The 23,123-nt window shown below is 49.5% G+C and carries 22 protein-coding genes; 2 read left to right on the forward strand and 20 right to left on the reverse strand.

The genetic code is table 11. The features are described from left to right. Positions 1-84 precede the first annotated feature (84 nt). From deoC to lepA, 11 genes are all read right to left on the reverse strand, one after another. Positions 85-750 carry a deoxyribose-phosphate aldolase gene (gene deoC, locus AB1L17_RS05740; RefSeq protein ID WP_412843852.1) on the reverse strand — a complete coding sequence of 222 codons (666 nt, stop codon included), beginning with the start codon at positions 748-750 and terminating at the stop codon, positions 85-87. A gap of 4 nt (positions 751-754) precedes the next feature. Next, positions 755-1,183: an NUDIX hydrolase gene (locus AB1L17_RS05745; protein WP_412843851.1), complete on the reverse strand. Its 429-nt coding sequence runs from the start codon at positions 1,181-1,183 to the stop codon at positions 755-757. Next, the gene (gene mtaB, locus AB1L17_RS05750; RefSeq protein WP_412843850.1) at positions 1,180-2,538 is read right to left on the reverse strand and encodes a tRNA (N(6)-L-threonylcarbamoyladenosine(37)-C(2))-methylthiotransferase MtaB; all 1,359 of its coding nucleotides are present in this window, start codon (positions 2,536-2,538) and stop codon (positions 1,180-1,182) included. The genes AB1L17_RS05745 and mtaB overlap by 4 nt, the downstream gene beginning before the upstream one ends. 24 nt (positions 2,539-2,562) lie before the next feature. Next, entirely contained in the window at positions 2,563-3,321 is a 759-nt protein-coding gene (locus AB1L17_RS05755; RefSeq protein WP_412843849.1) for a 16S rRNA (uracil(1498)-N(3))-methyltransferase, read from the reverse strand. An 18-nt stretch (positions 3,322-3,339) separates the two neighbouring features. After that, the gene (gene prmA / locus AB1L17_RS05760; RefSeq protein ID WP_412843848.1) at positions 3,340-4,281 is read right to left on the reverse strand and encodes a 50S ribosomal protein L11 methyltransferase; all 942 of its coding nucleotides are present in this window, start codon (positions 4,279-4,281) and stop codon (positions 3,340-3,342) included. A 99-nt stretch (positions 4,282-4,380) separates the two neighbouring features. Then, positions 4,381-5,508 (reverse strand): molecular chaperone DnaJ, encoded by a 1,128-nt coding sequence (gene dnaJ / locus AB1L17_RS05765; RefSeq protein ID WP_412843847.1) that lies wholly within the window; start codon positions 5,506-5,508, stop codon positions 4,381-4,383. Positions 5,509-5,655: 147 nt separating this feature from the next. Continuing rightward, positions 5,656-7,482, reverse strand: a complete 1,827-nt coding sequence (dnaK, locus tag AB1L17_RS05770) for a molecular chaperone DnaK (protein ID WP_409178261.1) — start codon at positions 7,480-7,482, stop codon at positions 5,656-5,658. A gap of 51 nt (positions 7,483-7,533) precedes the next feature. Next, positions 7,534-8,076, reverse strand: coding sequence for a nucleotide exchange factor GrpE (grpE, locus tag AB1L17_RS05775; protein WP_412843846.1), 543 nt, complete (start codon positions 8,074-8,076; stop codon positions 7,534-7,536). Positions 8,077-8,134: 58 nt separating this feature from the next. Next, positions 8,135-9,160 (reverse strand): heat-inducible transcriptional repressor HrcA, encoded by a 1,026-nt coding sequence (gene hrcA, locus AB1L17_RS05780; RefSeq protein ID WP_412843845.1) that lies wholly within the window; start codon positions 9,158-9,160, stop codon positions 8,135-8,137. 153 nt (positions 9,161-9,313) lie between these two features. After that, complete coding sequence (hemW, locus tag AB1L17_RS05785) at positions 9,314-10,456, reverse strand: radical SAM family heme chaperone HemW (RefSeq protein WP_412843844.1); 1,143 nt, start codon at positions 10,454-10,456, stop codon at positions 9,314-9,316. 248 nt (positions 10,457-10,704) lie between these two features. Next, positions 10,705-12,522 carry a translation elongation factor 4 gene (gene lepA, locus AB1L17_RS05790; protein WP_412843843.1) on the reverse strand — a complete coding sequence of 606 codons (1,818 nt, stop codon included), beginning with the start codon at positions 12,520-12,522 and terminating at the stop codon, positions 10,705-10,707. Between the two features lie 189 nt (positions 12,523-12,711). Here lepA and AB1L17_RS05795 point away from each other — a divergent pair, with 189 nt between their 5' ends. Together AB1L17_RS05795 and AB1L17_RS05800 are read left to right on the forward strand one after the other, a co-directional pair. Further along, the gene (locus AB1L17_RS05795) at positions 12,712-13,173 is read left to right on the forward strand and encodes an HIT family protein (RefSeq protein WP_412843842.1); all 462 of its coding nucleotides are present in this window, start codon (positions 12,712-12,714) and stop codon (positions 13,171-13,173) included. Next, positions 13,170-14,039, forward strand: a complete 870-nt coding sequence (locus AB1L17_RS05800; RefSeq protein ID WP_412843841.1) for a GNAT family N-acetyltransferase — start codon at positions 13,170-13,172, stop codon at positions 14,037-14,039. Before AB1L17_RS05795 ends, AB1L17_RS05800 begins: the two co-directional genes overlap by 4 nt. A gap of 54 nt (positions 14,040-14,093) precedes the next feature. Here AB1L17_RS05800 and AB1L17_RS05805 read toward each other — a convergent pair whose 3' ends face one another. The 9 genes from AB1L17_RS05805 to AB1L17_RS05845 form a co-directional block, all read right to left on the reverse strand. Then, on the reverse strand, positions 14,094-15,098 hold the full coding sequence (locus AB1L17_RS05805; protein WP_412843840.1) for a hypothetical protein: 1,005 nt from the start codon (positions 15,096-15,098) through the stop codon (positions 14,094-14,096). Further along, positions 15,068-15,616: a sigma-70 family RNA polymerase sigma factor gene (locus AB1L17_RS05810; protein ID WP_412843839.1), complete on the reverse strand. Its 549-nt coding sequence runs from the start codon at positions 15,614-15,616 to the stop codon at positions 15,068-15,070. The genes AB1L17_RS05805 and AB1L17_RS05810 overlap by 31 nt, the downstream gene beginning before the upstream one ends. Before the next feature lie 57 nt (positions 15,617-15,673). Then, positions 15,674-16,687: a methyltransferase domain-containing protein gene (locus AB1L17_RS05815; RefSeq protein WP_412843838.1), complete on the reverse strand. Its 1,014-nt coding sequence runs from the start codon at positions 16,685-16,687 to the stop codon at positions 15,674-15,676. Between the two features lie 6 nt (positions 16,688-16,693). After that, the gene (locus tag AB1L17_RS05820; RefSeq protein ID WP_412843837.1) at positions 16,694-18,868 is read right to left on the reverse strand and encodes a CocE/NonD family hydrolase; all 2,175 of its coding nucleotides are present in this window, start codon (positions 18,866-18,868) and stop codon (positions 16,694-16,696) included. 23 nt (positions 18,869-18,891) lie between these two features. After that, positions 18,892-19,935 carry a dipeptidase gene (locus tag AB1L17_RS05825; RefSeq protein ID WP_412843836.1) on the reverse strand — a complete coding sequence of 348 codons (1,044 nt, stop codon included), beginning with the start codon at positions 19,933-19,935 and terminating at the stop codon, positions 18,892-18,894. A gap of 23 nt (positions 19,936-19,958) precedes the next feature. Continuing rightward, positions 19,959-20,609: a helix-turn-helix transcriptional regulator gene (locus AB1L17_RS05830; RefSeq protein ID WP_412843835.1), complete on the reverse strand. Its 651-nt coding sequence runs from the start codon at positions 20,607-20,609 to the stop codon at positions 19,959-19,961. A gap of 1 nt (position 20,610) precedes the next feature. Then, positions 20,611-21,078: a RidA family protein gene (locus tag AB1L17_RS05835; RefSeq protein WP_412843834.1), complete on the reverse strand. Its 468-nt coding sequence runs from the start codon at positions 21,076-21,078 to the stop codon at positions 20,611-20,613. A 159-nt stretch (positions 21,079-21,237) separates the two neighbouring features. Next, the gene (locus AB1L17_RS05840; protein ID WP_412843833.1) at positions 21,238-22,059 is read right to left on the reverse strand and encodes a heme ABC transporter ATP-binding protein; all 822 of its coding nucleotides are present in this window, start codon (positions 22,057-22,059) and stop codon (positions 21,238-21,240) included. Continuing rightward, complete coding sequence (locus tag AB1L17_RS05845) at positions 22,056-23,114, reverse strand: FecCD family ABC transporter permease (protein WP_412843832.1); 1,059 nt, start codon at positions 23,112-23,114, stop codon at positions 22,056-22,058. Before AB1L17_RS05845 ends, AB1L17_RS05840 begins: the two co-directional genes overlap by 4 nt. Positions 23,115-23,123 lie beyond the last annotated feature (9 nt).

The raw sequence follows: 23,123 nt of genomic DNA on the forward strand, positions 1-23,123 counted from the left end.
GCTCCCTATCCTCTCTCTATAGGAACATCAGCATGCAGGACTTAAAAAAGCCCGGCCTTACCTCGGCCAGGCTTTTCTTCTGTATTAGTATCCGCTGCCTGTTGTTTTTGCTCCAGTTACAATGGAAACACCGGAGCTTGTACCGATACGGCTCGCTCCTGCTTCGATCATCGCAACCGCTGTTTCGCCGTCACGAACACCACCAGACGCTTTTACACCTACATTTGGTCCTACGGTTTTACGCATCAGGGCGATATCTTCAACCGTTGCTCCACCAGTTGAAAACCCTGTGGAGGTTTTTACGTAATCAGCACCAGCCTCTACGGAGAGCTTGCACGCAACTACTTTTTCTTCTTCAGTCAAGAGGCAAGTTTCCAGAATCACCTTCAAGAGAATATCGCCAGCAGCCTGCTTCACAGCAACGATGTCATTTTTGACAGTTTCCAGGTCACCGGACTTCAGGGCACCTACGTTCAGTACCATATCTACCTCAGTCGCTCCGTTTGCAATCGCATCGCGGGTTTCGGCTGCTTTCGACTCGATGGTGCTCGCTCCCAGAGGGAATCCGATAACCGTGCACACTTTCACATCAGAGCCCGCCAAGAGTTCAGCAGAGCGCTTTACCCAATAAGGGTTTACGCATACAGACATGAAGTCGTGCTCTCTTGCTTCCGCGCACAGCTTGTCAATCATCTCTTGTGTAGCATCAGGCTTCAACAGCGTGTGGTCGATATATTTGTTCATGTTCATAGAACTACACCTCTATCCCTAATTGTTCGAATGCAAGGCGAAAAATGCTGTCATTGTTTCGGTATCCTCTTTGCAGCTGCAAATCCCAAGCTTCCTTAGCTGGATGCCAATGAACATCATTGATTTCTTCTAGCTGTACGGTAATCTCTGTGTTGTATGCTTCCACCAGGTAATAGTGTACTTCTTTGTCGACGGTCTCTCCTGTCACCGGGTGTGTATACACGTAGGTGATCATGTCGAGCTTGGCACCCAATCGTCCTGCTACGCCTGTTTCTTCCAAAACTTCGCGCAGAGCAGTTTCTTCGATCGTCTCGCCAAGCTCCTGCTTACCTTTTGCGAGTGTTACTTTGCCATAGCGGTCTTCAATCAATAGGAGCATGTACACGTCGTCTTGCTTCTGGAATACAACGCCTCCTGCCGATATCTCCCTCATATAGCACGCTCCTTCAGGTAAGGCAGCGCCTCTGTTTCCACTACGCGAACAAAAGTCCCTTTACAGTATTCCGAGCCTGGTTCGTCCAGTCTGACCTTGCAAATCTTGCCGATCATGCTCTCATCACCAGGGAATACAACATTCAGGTAGTTATCGGAATAGCCCATGAGAAGACCGCTGTCAGGTGCTTCTTTAAACGGACGCTCCGGAATGACTTCCAGTACATCCCCTACGAATTTCTTCGAATACGCCAGGGTCAATTCCTGATTGAGCTCAAGCAGCTTCGCTACGCGCTCGTTTTTTTCTTCCTCAGGAACCTGATCCGTCATACGCGCTGCTGGTGTACCCGTCCGCATGGAGTACGGGAATACGTGCATTTCGGCAAAACCGATTTTCTTCATGAACTCGTATCCGTTCCAGAATTGCTCTTCGGACTCACCCGGGAAGCCTACGATGACGTCTGTAGTAATCGCTGCTCCTGGCAATGCTTCGCGTACTTTGACCATTCTTTCATAAAACTCGGCGGTCGTATACTTGCGGCGCATGCGCTTCAATACTTCGTCATCACCCGCTTGAAGCGGTACGTGCAGATGGCGCACGACACGATCGGAGTTGTTGATGACCTCGATGACTTCATCGGTGATTTGGCTCGCTTCAATCGAACTGATGCGGATACGCTTGAGACCTTCCACTTGATGAAGATCGATCAACAGCTTAGCCAAATTGTAGTCTTCCAAATCTTCGCCGTAACCACCCGTGTGAATACCGGTCAAAACGATTTCCAGATAGCCCGCTTCCACCAGCTTTTGAGCCTGTTCGACGACGCTTTCCGGTTTGCGGGAACGCATTAGACCGCGAGCCCATGGAATAATGCAAAACGTACAAAAGTTGTTGCAGCCCTCTTGGATTTTGAGCGAAGCACGCGTGCGATCTGTAAAGTTCGGAACATCCAGCTCTTCAAATTCACGGGCTTTCATGATGTTACCTACTGCGTTGATCGGCTGGCGCTCTACCCGAATTTGATCTACGTACTCGATCAGTTTTTCGCGACCTTGTGTACCTACTACGATATCCACACCGGGAATTTGCGCAATCTCACTTGGAGAAGTTTGCGCATAGCAGCCTGTTACTGCCACGATCGCCTCAGGATTACGACGAATCGCACGGCGAATGACTTGGCGGCTTTTCTTATCCCCCGTGTTCGTGACGGTACAAGTATTAATCACGTAGACATCTGCATCATCTTGTTCAAAGTCTACTCTCTCGTAGCCGTCTGCCTTGAACAATTGCCAGATGGCCTCTGTCTCATAGCTGTTTACTTTGCAGCCTAATGTATGAAAAGCAACGGTAGACATTGCCATTCCTCCTTTCTAACCTGCTCATCCTTTGCGAAGTGATGAAGCCTGTCGTTCAAACTGATAGGAAGCGCAGGCCAAAACGTACTGGCTTGCCGTTTCCGTGCGTAAAATACGAGGGCCGAGTGAAACCGTCAGGAACCCCTTGCTCTCTGCTTGTGCCACTTCCTCGGGAGAGAAGCCTCCTTCTGGTCCAACGAGGACGAGAAGTGAATCACCAGCAGTCATCTCTTCTAGCACTTGATGAATCGTGGTACTGCCTTCTTTTTCATAGGCAATCGCGCAATGCGTATACTCTTGGCCAGCTTGAAGCACCTCGCGATATGATACGGGTGACAGCAGCTCTGGCAAAACAGCTCGGTGCGACTGTTCAGCCGCCTCTTTAACAATTTTGCGCCAACGCTCCAGTTTTTTCGCCTCTTTTTTGGCATCCAGCTTCACAATGGTTCGTTCAGAAGAAAACGGAAAAAAAGAGTACGCCCCAAGTTCCGTCCCCTTTTGCAAAATCCACTCCAGCTTCTCGCCTTTTGGAAGCCCCTGACCAATTGTGACTCGGATCGGCAGTTCTCGTTCTTCCTGGAGCAATTCTATGACTTCTGCTCGTACTTCCTTGGCAGAAAGATAGACAAGCTTGGCCCGTGCAGACCTGCCCGCTCCATCAGAAACGATGATTTCTTCGCCTTCCCTAGCACGCATTACGTTTACGATATGGTGTACATCGTCTCCGACAATCGTTAGCTCATTCTCACTTAAGGAATGTGGCTCGACAAAATATCGTTGCATCTCGCCAACCCCACTATTCTATCGTTTTTTTGCTACAATTGCTACCCAGTCATCGATGAAAATGGTTTCCACGACCTCAAGACCTGAAGCTGCCAATGCTGCCTTCACATCCGCTTCACGAGCGGCAATAATACCTGAAGCGATGAAGGTACCCTCTGGCTTCAGTACACGGAATACATCATCGGTGAATCGCAGGATGACTTCTGCCAAAATGTTGGCAACCACCACTTCCACCTGCTCCTCGATGCCGTCGAGCAAGTTGTTTTGTCTCACGGTAATATGCTCATGTACACCGTTCAGTTCGGTATTGGCTTGAGCAGATCGTACAGCCACTTCATCCAAGTCCATTGCAAGCACATCTTTTGCTCCGAGCTTGATGGCAGCAATACTCAAAATTGCTGTGCCTGTCCCAACATCATACACCTGATCGCCTTTTGCGAGGTACTTTTCCAGTGCACGCAGACAGAGGATGGTCGTCGGATGCGTACCTGTTCCAAATGCCATTCCCGGGTCCATCTCAATAATGATCTCATCGGAATGTCTAGGCTCGTACTCTTCCCATACTGGCTTGATCGTCATGCCATCAGAAACGTGAACCGGCTTGTAATATTTTTTCCAGGCGTGGGCCCATTCATCTTCGTGGACATCGTTAACTGCAATCGATGCCTTACCAATGTCCAAACCGTACTCGATCAGCTGTGCCAGCTGCTCTTTCAACTCTTCTACAACGTCAAGCAGCTCGCTGCTGTCAACCGGCAGGTATGCTTTAACGAATACGCCCTCGGCCGGAAAATCATCAGGAGAAAGCTGGTAGATTTCGCCAAAGGGGGTATCCCACTCACGATAGAGCACCTCCGGGTCTTCGATTACGACACCATTGGCACCCATTTCATACAAGAGGTTTGACACCGCCTCTGTAGCCTCCGCTGTAGTATGGATACTGATTTCTGACCATTTCACGAATCTACCACTCCCCACATAAGCTCCCAATCGGGCTTTTCATTTGATCGACTTCACTACACGAAGCATTAGGCAAAAAGCGGACAAAACCGCGACGGATTACTCGCCGCGGAATGCCCGTTTCATTTTTTCGAAAAAGCTTTCGTCTTCTCCCCCATGCTGTCCTGGCTTTTCTCCAGACAGTTCGGCGAGCTCACGCAACAGTTCCTTTTGTTTATCGCTCAGCTTGGTCGGTGTAATGACGCGCACTTTGACATGCTGATCTCCACGACCGTTTCCTCGCAGATGCGGAACGCCTTTTCCACGCAAGCGGAAGAATGTCTCCGTTTGGGTACCCGCCGGGATCTTCAGCTTCACGCGACCATCGACCGTCGGCACTTCAATCTCATCTCCGAGTGCCGCCTGTGCGTAAGTAAGGGGAACCTCACAGTAAATATCATTTCCTTCACGCTCAAAAAACTCATGACTCTTGACGCGCAATACGACGTACAAATCTCCAGGAGGTCCACCGTTTGCGCCCGGTTCTCCCTCGCCTGTTACGCGCAATTGAGCTCCATCGTCCACACCTGCTGGGATGTTGAGATGAATTTTGCGGCGTACCTTGACACGTCCACTGCCTCGGCAGGTCGAGCATTTTTCTTTGACAACTTTACCCTTACCTTCACAAGTAGAGCATACACGGCGATTGACGATCCGGCCAAATGGCGTATTCGCGACCACCTCTTGCTGTCCAGTACCGCTACAAGTCTTACACGTATCTACACCGGAACCAGACTTCGCGCCAGAACCAAGGCACGTATCGCATTCTGCTTCCTTTGGAATTTCCACGTCGGTTTCTTTCCCAAAAATCGCATCGATAAAGTCTATGCTGAGGCCAAATTGCAGGTCTGATCCTTTGCGAGGTGCATTTGGATTCGAACGTCTGCCGCCGCCACCGAAGAACATATCAAAAATGTCTCCGAAGCCGCCCATGCCAGATCCGTCAAAGCCTCCACCACCGAAGCCCTGGTTCGGGTCTTGGTGACCGAAACGATCATACTGCGCACGCTTTTGTGGCTCAGACAGGATGTCGTACGCATCCTTTACTTCTTTGAACTTTTCTTCCGCGTCAGCCTCTTTATTTACATCCGGATGGTACTGGCGAGCCAGCTTGCGATACGCTTTTTTGATTTCATCAGCGTCCGCGTCCTTTGCAACGCCCAGAACCTCGTATAAATCACGTTTCATCTCCTACATCACTCCCATGACAGTCAACTGTTATCATAGCATGTGACAGACTTGAAAAAAAGTCAAAGTCAGCATTCGTGACTTTGACTTTCATGGGTCACATCGTGGGAAGTGAGGGAAGAAAACTCTCCCCTCACATCCTGCGTGTTACTTTTTATCGTCTACCACTTCGTAGTCAGCATCAACAACATTGTCTTTCTTCGGCTCTTGACCTTCAGCGCCACCTTGTGCAGCTTGCGCTTGAGCAGCCTGCTCATAGAGCTTCACCGAAATTTGTTGAATGATCTCGGACAGTTCATCTTTCGCTGTCTTGATCTCTTCGATGTTGCCGCCTTCCAGAGCTGCTTTTACTTTATCTTTCGCAGCGTTAGCGCGGTCGATTTCAGCTTGGTCGATCTTGCCTTCTACTTCTTTCAGTGTTTTCTCGGTAGTGAATACGAGTTGGTCAGCTTCGTTGCGAACTTCTACTTGCTCTTTGCGTTGTTTGTCCGCTTCTGCATTCAACTCTGCATCTTTTACCATGCGATCGATATCTTCATCGGACAGACCGGAGTTGGAAGTGATCGTGATGCGTTGCTCTTTTCCTGTACCCAAGTCTTTTGCACGTACGTTTACGATACCGTTCGCGTCAATATCGAAGGAAACTTCGATTTGCGGGATGCCGCGTGGCGCTGGCGGGATATCGGACAGGTTGAAGCGACCAAGAGATTTATTGTCGTTCGCCATTTGACGCTCACCTTGGAGAACGTGGATTTCTACAGATGTTTGGTTGTCAGCAGCTGTAGAGAACACTTGGGATTTGCTTGTTGGGATCGTCGTGTTGCGATCAATCAACTTGGTGAATACGCCACCCAATGTTTCGATACCGAGGGAGAGTGGAGTTACGTCAAGAAGTACGACGTCTTTCACATCACCAGTCAGTACACCTGCTTGCACAGCAGCCCCGAGTGCTACTACTTCATCTGGGTTTACACCTTTATGTGGTTCTTTACCTGTAAATTTCTTAATGGCTTCTTGTACCGCTGGGATACGAGTAGAACCACCGACCAGAATCACGCGATCCAGTTCGCTAGGAGTCAATCCAGCATCTTTCAGCGCTTGACGAGTTGGTCCCATTGTACGCTCTACCAAATCAGCGGAGATCTCTTCGAATTTTGCACGAGTCAGGTTCATCTCCAAGTGTTTTGGACCGGTTGCATCTGCTGTAATGAACGGCAGAGAAATGGTCGTAGTCAGAACACCGGACAGGTCTTTCTTCGCTTTTTCAGCAGCGTCTTTCAAACGTTGTTGTGCCATACGATCCTTAGACAGATCGATGCCATGTTCTTTTTTGAATTCGCTCACCAGGTAGTTCATAACTACATCGTCGAAGTCGTCTCCACCCAGCTTGTTATCACCGGAGGTCGCTTTTACTTCGAAGAAGCCGTCGGACAATTCGAGAATGGATACGTCAAAGGTACCGCCGCCCAAGTCGAATACGAGAACGGTTTGATCTTCTGTTTTCTCCATACCGTATGCAAGAGCAGCTGCCGTTGGTTCGTTCACGATACGCAGAACTTCCAGACCAGCGATTTTACCAGCGTCTTTTGTCGCTTGGCGTTGGCTGTCATTGAAGTATGCTGGAACCGTAATCACTGCCTGCGTCACAGGTTGACCAAGGTAGCTTTCCGCATCTGCTTTCAGCTTTTGCAGAATCATAGCAGAAATCTGCTCAGGCGAGTATGCATTGCCTTCAAGCGTTTCTTTATGAGCAGTACCCATGTGGCGCTTGATGGAGATTACGGTATTGTCTGGATTCGTGATGGCTTGGCGTTTTGCCGCTTCTCCAACGATGCGCTCACCGTTTTTAAATGCTACTACGGATGGAGTGGTACGGTTTCCTTCCGCATTGGCAATAACGACAGGCTCTCCGCCTTCCATTACTGCTACACAAGAGTTGGTTGTTCCCAAGTCAATTCCGATTACGCGACTCATACAAAATGTCCTCCTAACACTATACGTCTAGTGATTTTAAGTACTTTTGGTTTACTCGTTTACTTGAACCATCGCCGGACGAACGACGCGGTCTTTGAACATATATCCTTTTTGCAGCTCGTTTACAACGACACCTGAATCAAACTCAGGGTCTTGTGTCTGCATTACCGCCTGATGGATGTGCGGGTCAAATGGTTTTCCTTTTGCCTCAATCGCAGTCAAGCCTTCTTTATCGAAAACTTGAACCATCTGACGATACACCATGTTTACACCCTCCAAGAGGGAATCTACTGTCATGGATTCCTTGTCAGCGGCAAGTGCTCGCTCGAAATTATCGAGAACTGGCAAAAGCTCTTCCACGATTTTCAGCGAAGCGTATTTAGCCAGATCTTCCTGTTCACGGCGAACACGGCGGCGGAGGTTATCCATATCAGCCATGGCGCGAAGCATGCGGTTTTGATGCTCTTCAGCCTGAGCCTTCCAGTGAGCAGCTTCTTGCTCCCCATTCATTTCAGTTGCAGTCGTTTGGTCTGCATCCTGTGCTACTTGTTCTTCTTCGAGAGTTGGGTCTTGCGTTACTTTTTCCTCGCTCAACGTCACTACCTCCTGGCGGCTTTTTCCAGTCAAAAAACTGTTTAGCCATTCACTCCATTTATTTCTCAAACTGCGAAGTCAGCATGCGCGATAAACCTTCCGCCAAATGGTTGAGTACGGTAATGACCTTGCCGTATTCCATTCGCGTCGGGCCAAGTATCCCCACCATTCCCACCGGCTTGCCTCCAAGCGAATAGGAAGTGGTAATAATACTGCATTGCTTAATCGCGTCTAGCTGGTTTTCCTGTCCGATGCGTACCGTTAGACCATCACCCTGCATACCAATCACATTCAGCAATTGATCGTGCTGCTCTAGTAGCTCCAGAATATCTTTGACTTTATCAACATCTCGGAATTCCGGCTGATTCAAGATCTTGGTCGCACCGCGTAAGTATACTCGTTCTTCTTCTTGCGTCAGCGAGTTGTTGAGGAGCTGAAGAATCTCTTCATACTGCTCCGTATGACGCTGCATTTCACCGGAAATCTCTTGATAAAGCCGTTGTCGAAGCTGCCATAGTGGCACATCGTTCAGCCTTGCATTCAACAAATTGACGAGTTTCTCGATTTCGCCGGCACCAATGCCTTCCGGAAGATCAATGAGTTTGTTCTCAACACGTCCGGTATGCGTCACCACAATCGCCACAGCCTGTGTTTCATTAAGAGGAACGATTTGAATATGTTTTAACCGATGCTCAAAAATCTCTGGTCCCAAGACAATTGCCGTGTAGTTTGTCAGTTGAGAGAGAATCTGAGCAGTGTACTCTACCACTTGTTCAGAATGGAGAATACGCTCGGCAAACAACTGCTTTAGTTTACCCAATTCAGCTTCCTCCAGAAGATGAGGCTGAATCAAGTTATCGACGTAGAAGCGGTATCCTTTTGTAGAAGGCACACGTCCCGCCGATGTGTGGGGCTGTTCTAAGTATCCCAGCTCCTCCAAGTCAGACATCTCGTTGCGTATCGTTGCCGAAGAGAATCCGATGTCTTCCCGCTTGGAAATGGTCCGGGAGCCAACAGGTTCGGCAGAATGAATGTAATTATCGACAATCGCGTTTAAAATCATTTGTTGACGGTCTGATAACATGGATGTCGCTCGCCTCCTGTTGGATTGTTAGCACTCATACTTATCGAGTGCTAAATCTATATACTAAGGTATCAATAGTAGAAGGATTTGTCAACGAGCTTGCGCTAGTTCCTGAGACAAAAAATCTCATATTTCGCCAGTTCTCCTTACTTTTTAGCGAAGAAAGCGTGCAAATACCTCATTTCCGAGCGGAAGCCCCTGATTCGTCAGCTTCAAAAACCCATCCTGTTCTTTCAGCATTCCTTTGGCAATCTCTTCTTCTATTATTGTCCCAAAAACATCATAAACAGTTGCACCAAAACGGGATGCAAACGCAGAAAGGTCAACTCCTTCTCTCAAGCGCAGCCCCAAAATCATCTGTTCCTCCATGGCATCCTCGCGCGGTACCTCGAATTGTTCTACACGCGGCAGCCCTTCCTTGCACTTCTGCATGTAAATCGCAAGTGGCCCCGCATTCACATGCCGCTGGCCGCACACATAGCCGTGGGCACCTGCACCCAACCCATAGTATTCACGATTGAGCCAATAGGTTTTATTATGTTTGCTCTCGAAGCCCGGTTTTGCAAAATTACTAATCTCGTACTGCTTGTACCCGTGACGCTCCATCTCTTCTATTAATACCATGTACATCTCAAGCTCTGTCTCTTCAGATGGCAGTGGCAGCTGATCCTTTTGGTAAAGCGTGTGGAACAGCGTGTTCTCTTCCACCTTGAGACTGTATGCGGAAAAATGCGTAGTACCCAGCCCAAACGCCTTGTCCAACGTCTGGCGGAAAATGTCCAGCGTTTGATCTGGCAATCCAAACATCAGGTCGATGCTGAAGTTGTCAAAGCCTACTTTTTTTGCATTATCAATGCTGCGATATACGGCTTCCTGGTCGTGAATTCGTCCCAGTCGTTTCAAGAGCGCATCGTCAAAGGACTGCACACCAAAGCTCAGACGGTTGACGCCCAGCTCACGCATGATACGCAGCTTTTCTACGTCTGTCGTTCCCGGATTCGCTTCCATCGAAAATTCGATATCCTTCGCCCAGTACTTGCCCAAATGCTTTTGTACTATTTCCAAAAACGCGCGCATTTGCGCATGATCGAGAAACGTAGGTGTCCCCCCGCCAACAAAGATTGTTTTCACCTGCTCGATCGGCTGCTGGCTAAAGGTAAGCTCCATCTCGTTCTTCAACGCATCGAGGTAATCCCAAATGAGCTGCGGATTGTTCGTCACGAACGAGTTGAAGTCACAGTAGTAGCATTTATTTGTACAAAAGGGAATGTGAATGTAAACCGATTGTGGCATCATGTCCCTTTCCCTCCTTGTTAATTATCAGGATTTAATTAGATAAAAATCAAAAAGTCGGCTTTTCAGCACCGAGAAAATGGCGAGAACCTGAAGAAGGAGGAGCGGAGTGTAGGGGACCTACATGAGCACCGGACTTCGAAGGTGAACGCCATTTTCGACGCCGAATAAACTTTCATAATCTACTTCGTGATCAAAAGCCGACTTTTTGATTACCTTTTTAATGGAAAAGACCTGACACAAGGTCAGGCCTACTTCTTATCATCCATGCGCAATACAGCCATAAATGCTTCTTGCGGTACCTCTACGGAACCGACGGACTTCATGCGCTTCTTTCCTTCTTTTTGCTTTTCAAGCAGCTTGCGCTTACGTGAGATGTCCCCGCCGTAGCATTTGGCAAGAACGTTTTTACGCAAAGCACTGATTGTTTCACGAGCGACAACCTTGTGTCCGATGGTCGCTTGAATCGGCACCTCGAATTGCTGACGCGGAATCAATTCCTTCAGCTTTTCGCAAATGACCTTACCGCGAGCATAGGCTGTATCTTTGTGTACGATAAACGACAGAGCATCCACCACTTCGCTATTGAGGAGAATATCCATTTTCACCAGCTTGGAAGCCTTGTAGCCAGCCAGTTCGTAGTCAAAGGACGCATATCCTTTTGTACCAGACTTCAGCATGTCAAAGAAATCGTAGACGATCTCGGACAATGGCATGTCGTACTTCAGCTGCACGCGATTCTCGCCCAAGTATTGCATATCGAGAAACTCACCGCGCTTGCCTTGGCACAGCTGCATCACATCGCCGACGTATTCCTTTGGCACCATAACCGTCGCGGTAACATAAGGCTCCTCGACCATTTCGATCTTTTGTGCTTCCGGCATTTTGGACGGGTTGTCGATTTCGAAAACCTCGCCGTTCGTTCTGGTAATGCGGTAAATAACGCTCGGCGCAGTGGTAATCAAGCTAATATTGAATTCCCGTTCGATCCGCTCCTGGATAATCTCCATGTGCAGAAGTCCCAAGAACCCGCAACGGAAACCAAAGCCGAGTGCTTGAGAAGTCTCCGGTTCAAACTGCAGAGACGCATCGTTGAGCTGGAGCTTTTCCAACGCATCACGCAGATCGTTGTACTCGTTTGTTTCGATTGGGTACAGACCGCAGAAAACCATCGGGTTGATCTTGCGGTAGCCAGGCAGCGGTTCAGCAGCAGGGCGATTCGCATCTGTAATCGTATCCCCCACACTGGTATCTCCCACTGTTTTAATGGAAGCTGCTACGTAGCCTACATCTCCAACCGTCAATTCTTCCACTTGCGTTTGTCGTGGAGTAGATGTACCGATTTCGGTTACCTCAAACGACTTGCCTGTCGCCATCATTTTGATTTTCATACCTTTTTTCAAGGTTCCGTTGATGACACGGATGGACGCAATAACGCCGCGATACGCATCAAAATAGGAGTCGAAAATCAAAGCTTGCAGAGGTGCATCCGGATCTCCCTCTGGAGCCGGTACTTTTTGCACAACTGCTTCCAGTACTTCTTTAATCCCGATACCCGCTTTGGCAGAAGTCAAAACCGCGTCGCTGGCATCCAGACCGATCACGTCCTCAACCTCTTGCTTCACACGCTCAGGCTCTGCGCTCGGCAGGTCGATTTTGTTGATAACCGGGATGATCTCCAGGTCGCTGTCCAACGCCAAATAGACGTTTGCCAATGTCTGGGCTTCGATTCCTTGTGCGGCATCCACTACGAGAATAGCCCCTTCACAGGCAGCCAAACTGCGGGATACTTCATACGTAAAGTCGACGTGTCCAGGGGTGTCGATCAGGTGGAGAATGTAATCTTCACCGTCATCTGCTTTATAGTTCAAACGCACGGCATTCAGCTTAATCGTAATCCCGCGCTCTTTTTCCAGCTCCATCGTGTCAAGAAACTGGGCTTCCATCTCACGGGCTGTCAAAGCACCGGTCAGCTCCAAAATACGGTCTGCCAGCGTCGACTTACCATGGTCAATGTGGGCGATGATGGAAAAATTTCGTATCCTTTTTTGTCTTTCACGACGATCCATGTGTTGTTCGTTCCCTCCCACGCGAATCCATTCAAACGTTCAGATTGCGCCTCGCAAAAAATACACTAACAGTAATTATAACAAACGCATGATATAAAGAGCAACCAAAGAGAATCAGGCATTTGTCTAGTTTTTCTCGTATCCATACTTTTCCTGTGCTAAAGTGGTAAAAGATGGAGGTGGATGCCCTTGAAACGAGAGCAAGTCGAGTGTTTGGGCTGTCGCTTGGCCCAGGCGATCGAAGCCGCTCACATCGTCTATGAAAACGAATGGGTGACATGTCTCTTAGATATCGATCCTTTTTCGGAAGGCCATATGCTCATCCTCCCGAAGCAGCATCTGGTAGAATGGACAGATTTGGATGAATGTACCATGCACAAAGTATCCGAGGCAGTGACGCTTCTATCAAATGCGCTTACACAAGTGTACAAGCCCGACGGTATTACCATTTGTCAAAACGGCGGTGCCTTCAACGAACTGACTCATTTTCATATGCATGTCATCCCCCGGTTTCATCATGACGGCTTCGCATGGAGTGATCCGCTGCACGAGCATGGAGCGGAAACTCGCTTGGCAGCTACATGTACAAAAATAGCGGCAGCATTAAGCACCGTGAACACAATGAATGAAACGGAGACTGATTCAAAGTGAAGAGTATCGAGTATCGCTTACAATCCTTATCCGTCTCGGATATTCCCGGACTAATTGCCTTATCTGATTCTGTAGGCTGGGATTACGACGAAGAGGAAATTCGCACAATTCTGTCTATCGGAACCGTATTCGGTCACAAAGACACGAGTGGTAACTTACTTTCAAGTGCGGCTATCATCCCGTACGATGAGAAGCTTGCCAGCATCGGCATGGTTATCGTCCATCCCTCGTCACAAGGCAAAGGATTTGGACGCGAGCTCATGAAGGCGTGCATGGCTTCTGTTTCTACTGATACAACGATCATGCTCATTGCGACTCCAGAAGGAGAGCCACTGTACAAAAACCTCGGGTTCCAAACAGTGGATCGCATTCGAAAGTTTATAGCTGAACGCTGTGTGCCTGAATTACCTCTGCAAAACGAAGCCAATGTCGCCTTCGAAATTGTCCCAATGGAGTCAGGCGATTTCGCCAGCGTAGTTGAATTGGACAAAGCAGCACTTGGTAGCAGACGCTCTCATTTTCTCGAAACGCGCATGCGACAAGCCACTACTTGTCTGGTAGCCAAAAATCACTCCGGCAAGATCATCGGCTATGGCTTCGCCGTGCAAGGCCCGGTCAACCTCATCGCAGGACCGATCGTCGCAGAGGATGCTGTCATGGCAGCACACCTCCTATACAAACTCACACAAGCACATACTGGCCGCGTGCGGATCGATGTGCCGGATGAGCAAGCAACATTCCATGCTTATCTGGAGCAAAATGGCTTCTTGCAGGTTTCCCATCCCCCTGTGATGGTAGTGAATGCAGACAGCCTGCCGCACCGTGCAGGAACGTACTGGGCGATTGGCGCTCAAATATACGGATAGGCAACCCATATCGAAAACGGACCTTCTGCTTGGGAAAGGTCCGTTTTCGCATCTTTAGTTTGTTTTTGATCGGTTGTTGATTTTCTCCAGCATTTTCGGTGGAAACAGCTTTTGCAAACTGCTCTGATAGTTGTTTCCGTCCTCGGGCATCTTGAACGCTGTTACCCGATAATCGTTTCCATTGTAGGAGATGTGAAAGACCATCGGCGCGCTGATCGCCGTAGAATTGCTACCCGTTATTTTGACCCAGGCGTATACGGTTCGCTTCGCAGCGTCAGGCGCCTCGACTCCGAGGAGCTCGACGTTTATTTCGCGGTGTTTTCCCAACCTTCCCAGCTTGTCGGTCTCTGTCCCTAAATAACTGTGAATGATAGGCACGACTAATTGACTGTTAGCAGGAGCGATTCCTTTTTTCACCTCAACAAAAACTTGTCCGAAATGCTTACCTTCTGACCTAACTTCAAGCTTCCATTTTCCCGGTTCAGGCAACACGATCCCTGATGGAAAATGACCGTCTGCATCGTATAAAGGAGCCATGACTTCGTAGCTGCCCAACTCCAGACGGGTCCCCTCGGTGTTGTAAGCTGCGATTTCTACTTTTGGAGCGTACTTCCCGTTCAGCAGCCAGATCACTCGCTGCGTCTGTCCTTCGTAGAATCCGTCTTTTTCTGTCATGATACGAACAGGCTTCTCCCCGAAATAAGAAAAGCTCTGATTGTCGTAAGTGGATGACAAATAAGGCGACTGTTTCCACAAATCAGTTTCCAACAATCTACCCCCTGGCAATAAGGAAGGGACTTGTGTCTCCTGTTGCGGGGGTTTCGTCTCTTGCCGGGCAGCGTGCCTCTCCTCCTGAACAGGGAGCCCTAACCATAGCAGCCAGCCTACAGCAAGGACAACTACCGGCAACGATAGCCTCCTCCAGCCAGTCATCCACCCTTTTCTTGGTCTCACCCGCTGCCGTACTCGCTCTTCCATCGAAGCTGTGAACTGTACATCACGAAAAATGGTTTGATCTGCTCGTTCCTTCAAGTCCTGGAGCCATCGGTTTTCGTCCATTCCCAGTCACTCCCCTCTCCCATGCTCTTCCGAAGCTGCTGCCTGGCCCGATGCAACCGGGTTCTAACTGTTCCCTCCGTTACCCCAAGCACGTCTGCTACCTCTCCTATGGATAAATCCGCATAGTAATGAAGCGCAATCACTTGACGATATAGTGGAGGAAGCAGCAACACTTCTGCTACGAGCTGGTCCCTCTCGGCTTGATCCAGCACAAGACTTTCCGTAGAAAGCTCCCCATCCTGTCTGATCCACGAACGGGGAAGGATATGGCGGAACGACCAAGAACGCAAATAACCTTTACACTCATTGACCGCGATCCGATACAACCAAGTGTGTACAGTGCTCTCCTGCCGAAATCCCGGAAGATGCCGATACACCTTGACGAATACATCCTGGGTAATATCCTCTGCCAAGCTGCGATCCTTTACCAGAAAGGTGACGAGTCGAAGCACGCGGGTCCCATATTCCCTCATGATTTGTTCAAACGCAGCATCTGTCGTTGGCTGCAATTTTTCCAAGGGTGCGACCTCCTTCACTCACTTTCATACAGGTTAGATGCAGCAGCAGATTTTTTGTTACAAGGTAGAGAGAGAAATTTTTTTCGCCAGGATCGTCCAGCGCGTAGCTCCACCCGGTGTCCCGACAGGTTCAGCGAATGGATACCCCCCATACTGCCAGCGATCCATGTCGTAGCTACCATCCTCTCGCTGTGGCTCGGTATCCTGCTTGAGGAAGACATTCTCCCTGCTGTAGGTGACGCGGAAGCCCGATGCTTCCAATAACAGCTCCAGCTCTGTAGGTAACAGCAATGCCAACTCTCGCTCGACACGATACCTTGGCTGCTCGATCTGTTCGAGGAAAGTCTCGTACGTGAGTGTATATCGGAACTTTTGATCCACGAGCGAGGTTTCACCCTCCACCTTTTGATACACCATACGATCCGGGAACACGAACTTGCGTTGCATCGTTGTCCATTGATTTTTTACTGGTGGCAAGACTAAGTCAATTGCCAATGTTCCATCCTCCGTTATGTAATCATGGATGATCGTAAGCAATTGACGTTGCTCGTTTCTACAGGTTGCCTGCTGAAAAAGTCCTTCCGGGAGCAGCACATGTGTAAATTGTCTGTCAAGCTGAAGCTCCCACATATTTTGCTCCATAAGCTCCAGCAGTTCTTCTTTCCCTTTTAACATGCGACGTTTCTTTTTGGCGGCCATCTCCAGCATATGCGGGCTCCAATCCACGCCGCAGACGGACAAACCGTTTCGCGCCAGCTCAATGCCAATTCTCCCTGTTCCTACACCGAGCTCCAGCACGGATACTTGAGCTTGCTCCGCTTCCTTCAGCAGCCAGTTCCGATAAAAGGCGATGCTGGCCTTTCCTGCAAACTGATCGTAATAGGTAGCTTCCAAATGCCCGTACTTGGTTTCAGGAAGCGGCAAGTGCCGACCTTCCTCGTCCAACCCACAATCGGTACAAACAGAGCCAGCCAAGTGTGGAAAAGGCACCCCGGGCGGGACGCCATTTTTCGTATCACCTAGCCATTCGTCGTAACGGAACTTGCATATTCTGCAACTGTAAACAGTCATGATACTTTACATACCTCCTGAAAATTGCTTGCTTCCCCCGGAACGCAAGAGAGGAAGCTTGATGTGACTCGGATACTTGCTATCATGATAGACGCGTTGCCAGGCGATGACAGTCTCGGTTTCCGTTGCCAGATCATTGCCTGTATTCGGATTAGGGAACGAAAAGTTCTCGGCGCCAGAAGTCACGGATACGCGGATGCGGTGACCTTTTTGGAAGACATTGGCGATCTTGGTCATGCGAATCTCATAGCGTTCGATTTGTCCGGGGACAAGTAGCTCGGGCTCTTCGAATGAGTGACGGTAGCGTGCGCAGATAATCCCGTCGGATAGTCGAATCGAATTGCCTTCCTCATCCACATCGCATAGACGCACGAGCCAATCTGTATCGCGAGCTGAGCTGGATGCATAGATAACAGCGGAGATTTCTCCCGCTATGACGACCTCTTCTTCCAATGGCTCTGAGGTGAAGACGAGTATGTCGGCTCTCTCTTCCACCTCTCGATAGTTTTCCGGAACGCTGTTTTCGTTCTCGGACAAATCCAGCAGATACGGTGCTGCGTTCAGCGGATCATAGCTGTATGTATCTACCGCCTGTTCACCTGGGATAGACAGGGTCAGAGTCCCATCCCCTCGGCTCGTATTGGCGTTTCCCTCGCTGCTCAAATACAGATTGGTCACGGTTGCCTCTGCTGGCGGCCAGGTCTGCGAGGTCTTCCATTCGTTTTCTCCCACCATGTAGTACTCGACACGAGGCTCTTGATCGACGCCATTTTCCACTCCTTTTAAATAGCGGTCAAACCAGCGGAGCTGCGTCACATCCAGATCGTAGCGGATAGCGTTGTTTCCAAATGGCACATGATGAATTTCGCGTGTCGTATTCGCCTTGTGATACCACGGCCCCAAGATGAGCCGGGCGTGCTCTGGCATATTTCGGGAAATGACTTCCCACGATTCGCTCGTCCCCATCCCATTGTCGTCATACCAGCCCGATACAAGTAGAGCAGGCACCTTTACCTGATCCGCATGCCGTTTCCAGTCTGACATGGCCCAGAACTCATCTCCATCCGGATGCTCCATCCATTTTGTCCAGAACGGGATTTCTTTTCCTAGCACTTTTTGCGGGATTTCCTTGATTGGGCGCACCTTGATGACTTCACTCCAATCATCACGGGAAAGAGCCGCGACATTACGGCGCTTATCTGCCATCATGAAAATCCATGACAAACCACCGAGAATCGTTCCCCCTTTGCGCGGGATATCCACGTAAGGTGTTCCTACTGTCACGTAGCTAAAAATCGCCTTCAGATGCGGATTACCACTTGCGGCCGCAGCCCATTGCACATACCCCACATACGAGCCTCCAAGCATCCCGACGTTGCCATCCGACCACTCCTGCCTCGCGATCCAGGTAAGACTGTCATCGCCATCATTGCGCTCATGGACAAGTGGAATCCACTCTCCCTCAGAATCTTCACGTCCGCGTGTATCCTGCACAACCAGCGCATATCCGCGGGCTACGAAAGGCAGCCTGCGAAAAATGGCATCCATCCGACCATACGGAGTGCGCATGAAAATGGTCGGTACGCGTTGTCCTTCTGCCAATCCCGCGGGTAACCAAACCTCAGTCGCTAAACGAACACCATCTCTCATTTCGACATCATGCCTACCCAAGTGAAGCACGCCGTAGTTTGCTCCTGACAACAGTGGATCTTGCCACATCGTGAGCGGGGTCAAGTCCTCCCAGCCTGTTTTAGCCAATACAACGCTATCGCCACGACCTGTCAACACAAATGCAATCACTTCGTTTTCACAAATGATCAAATCAATCGGCTGCGCTGCTTCGCGAACTGCCCAGATCCACGCCTGGTTTTTCCCTGCGGGACCTGTTCCTTCGATTGGCATATGGCGTTGGTAGTGCCCTCCGCTTTTTGGAAACACGACTTGCGAACTCTCCCAATCGATCTGCTCCCATTCCGGCAGCTTTTGTGCCAGATTGAGTAGCGGTAGCTCATAGCCTGCTTCCCCTTCAACCAGTTGTGCAAAGGGGTAATCGACTGCTCTTCCTGCATCCCAGCCTGTACTCCGATGCCAAACTTTCCCATCGCCAAAACGAATCTCGGCTACCTTGATGCCAGATTGATAATAGCCAAAGGAAGCTTCTTTGTACCCAGTCCGTGCCATCCGACATTCCTCCTTTTTCAGTCCTACTTCCACACATCCCGATACACTCTGAGGAAATTACCACCCAGGATTCCTTCGATTTCTCCGTCTGTGTAACCACGCTTCATCAGCTCACGCGTAATTTCAGGCAGCGACGCATGACCTTTTACTACATCAAATGGCATTTCTTTCGTTTTGGCAATCTTGTCCAAGGGCAAATATTTCGTCAAATCATCGCACAGGTCCAGGCCGATACCGATGTGCCTTGCGCCGACAAGCTTTTTCATATAGTCTACGTGATCAATCAGTCTTGCAAGCGTTGCATCAGCACTGTCAGTCGCTGCGAACATGCTAAACGCATTCAACCCGACAAGCCCGTCCTTTTCCGCAATCGCTTTGATCTGCTCATCTGTCAGATTGCGCATCGTCGGGACGATTGTCCGACTGTTGGAGTGAGAAGCGATCACAGGCTTTTCAGTGATTTCCATGACGTCCCAGAACCCTTCGTCATTCAAATGGCTCACATCGATGGCGATGCCCAGCTTTTCCGCTTCCTCGATGAGACGCACACCAAAATCGGTAATGCCCCCTTTTTTCCCTTCGCGTACAGGTGCAAAAAAGCTGCCGTCCCCGACGAAGTTGCGGCGACTCCAAACGAGCCCCATCATCCGCACACCGAGCTCGTAAAAGACGCGCAAGAGACTCAGGTCGTTGTGCAGTGGCTCTGCCCCTTCCAATGACAGAATGAACGATACTTTTTGCTCCGCTCTTGCCCGCTGCAAATCCTCCAGATTTTTGGCGATAACAATGTGCTCAGGGGACTCTGCGGCCTCTGCATGCAGGGCGCTGATCTGGTTGAGCGCCTTGCGCAGACTCATTTCCGGTACAAAAGCATCCTCCACGAACACCGCTGCCACGATGGAATGCACACCGCCCTTCTGGAACCGTGGCAAATACTCCGTCTCGATCATTTTCGTCCGACCGTATCCACGCTGAATCTCAACATCCATCAACAGATCAAAGTGCCCATCCAAAACGTGTACACCGTCATGAAACTTGCGCGCCTGTTCAATCGTTACCTCTGCCATGCGGGTCATCTCCTATCTTTGGTCTATGGATTTTTCTTATCGAGATAGTTGTAAACCGTGAATTTGGATATATCCAGCAAATCCGCGATGTATTGCACGGCTCCTTTGATTAAAAAGAGCCCCATTTCATCCAACTGGTGGATAAACTGAATCTTCTCTTCTTTTTGCATCAGGGCGATTGGCTTCCCGGTCCTCTTCAGGCAATCGTCTATCATTTGCTCCATCAAGATTCCGACAGTGGGAGCAAAGCTTTCTTCCGCTTTTTCCGCCTCACGCTTGTCTTGTATGACCATCATCGATTCGATAAACGACTGCGCCATTACGAGATGCGTCATATCGAGATTGATGCACAGACTGCCAATGACTTCTCCTTGCTCATCCTTAATGTAAATCGAGCTCGATTTGATCTTCTTGCCTTTGATGGTGTCGTTCCGGTAGTTGAGATCAAAAGCTTCCTCACTGACCTTCGCTGTGCGCAAGGATTGCAGCGCCAGATTCGTTACAGGAGAGCCGATCTGCCTGCCACTGACATGACCGTTGGAAATCGCAATGATCGACGAGGAAATATCGCCGGTCAGATCATGCAAAACCACTTCACAATGCTCACCAAACGTCCGTGCCAATCCTTCGACTACCGGAATGTAGCTTGCTAAAATCGGATGGATGTTTTTCATATTACCCCTCGTCCACTTCCACAATCATCTCAATTTCGATCGGGTTATTAAACGGAAGAACAGATGTCCCTGCTGCCGCTCTCGCATGCTTGCCCGCTTCACCAAAAATTTCAATGAGGAAATCAGAAGCTCCATTGATCACCTGTGGCTGCTCATAGAAATCAGGGGCGCTGCTGACGAGTGCGAACAGCTTGACAATCCGGGTAATTCGATCCAAATCACCAATCTCGCTTTTCAAAATCGCTAGCAGATTAAGAACCGTAACCTTCGCAGCCTCGTAGCCCTGCTCGATCGTTACATCCGTCCCCAACCTGCCCATATACATCGGGCTCCCATTTACGTAGCATCCCGCACCAGATGTATAAATGACATTGCCAGTCTGTACACAAGACACATAATTGGCCATGGTTGGAGGAACTGGCGGCAATTCATATCCCAACTCTTTCAATCGTTGCTCCACTTTGGACATAGGGCCTCACCTCGTCGTCAAATTCAATTCTTTGTTTAACCATACAATTCTGAAGATTTTTCTTCAACAATTTTTTGTATGATAAAAAATTTATTTGAAATCACTTTTCCGACAGGTTAACAAAAAAGGACGCCTGCTTGGCATCCTTTCCTATGAAAATCAGTTAACCCCACTCAGCGCTTTGGACACCGGCTGGATGGATGGCTTGACACGAATTGCTTCCGAGTAGAAATACACATGCTTTTTGCCTGTAATCGGATGGGTCGTCACTTCTGTCTCCACTCCGAAGACATCCCGAATCAGTTCGGGGGTCAAAACTTCTTCAGGAGTCCCTGACATAACGATTTCCCCCTCACAGATTACGTACAGACGATCACAGTACATCGCCGCGATATTGAGATCATGCAACGAGGACAAGACCGTAATTCCGAGCGTTTTGACTAAATCCATGACCTGTAGCTGATAACGAACATCCAAATGATTCGTCGGTTCATCGAGAACAAGAAACTGCGCTTGCTGCACGAGTGCTCTGGCGATCAACACCCGCTGCTTTTCCCCTCCGGATAAGCTGAAAAAGCTGCGCTCCGCGTATGTATGCATCCCTACCCGCTGGAGTGCTTCTTCACATATTCGAGCGTCTTCTGCGTTGTCGGACTGAAACAGGCGTTTATGAGGAGCACGTCCCATATTGACGATTTCGGTTACCGAAAAATCAAACTCAACGGAGGACTCTTGCCGAACCGCCGCCATTCGCTGAGCGTTTTCGCGCGAGGTGAGCTTGTACACGTCATCCCCATTGAGCGAGATCCATCCCGAACGCGGCTTCAAAACGCGATAAATACTCTTGAGCAATGTGGACTTCCCGCTGCCATTCGGCCCGATCAGCCCAACAAACTCACCGGAGCGCACCTCCAGACTAACATTGCGCAGTATCCCCTTTTTCTCCAGCTCGACCGATATGTTTTCGACCATCAAATTCATCGTCCGCTACCTCCAAAGGAATAAGAACTACGCAGCATTAACCAGATAAAGAATGGCCCTCCGCACAGTGCCGTTAAAATACCGATCGGCAGCTCTTCCGGTGCGAATGCCAGCCGGGCGACTACATCTACCCAAATCAAAAATATCGCGCCAAACAAAGCACTGACAGGCAAAACACGACGATGATCTGATCCGACCATGACACGGACGATATGGGGCATCATCAATCCGACAAAACCGATTGATCCCGCAATCGAAACGATCACGCCCGTGAGCAGTGCCGTGATAACCAGGAGAAGCTTGCGGAATTGCACTGTATTTACCCCCAACGTTCCAGCTGATTCCTCGCCCATCAGCATCGCATTGAGTGAGCGATATTGGGCCATTAATACGACGAGACAGACAACAACAATTAACGTTGGAATCGTCAGGTACTCCCACTTACCGCCTGCCAGACTGCCGCTTAACCAAAACAGGACTGTCCCAATTCCGTGTTCATCCGGCGCTGAAAAAACAAGGAGGCTGGTGATGGCCGACAAGATCGCGGAAATGGCAATACCTGCCATGAGCAGGCGTACCGTCGAATTTTGTCCACCAATACGGGATAGCGTGAAAATGAGAATAATTGACACAAGCGAGCCTGTAAAAGCGCCAAAGGAAAGCGCGTACTGCCCGTACATACTGAATGCACCGAATATAATTACCAAGGTAGCTCCGACTGAAGCCCCTGATGATACGCCTAACACGTAAGGGTCTGCCAGGGAGTTGCGAACCAACGACTGGATCGCCACTCCCACAACAGATAGACCTGCACCGACGATCGCCCCCAAGAGGACACGTGGAAAGCGAATATCCCAGATGATGGTCTGCTCCCCTTTGGACCAATCCACCTCAATCCATTCGGCGAACATCGGGATTTTCGATAAGGCGATTTTCCATACGGTAGTAGGCTTAATCTCTACCGAGCCCAACGTAACAGCGAATGTAATCGAGAGAAAGAGTCCGATCAGTAGAGTGATGATGATGTAAGGTAACTTAATCTGCTGCAGTGCCATTCCCTCCCT

The sequence above is a fragment of the Brevibacillus jepli genome (assembly GCF_047229145.1).
Lineage (GTDB): Bacteria > Bacillota > Bacilli > Brevibacillales > Brevibacillaceae > Brevibacillus.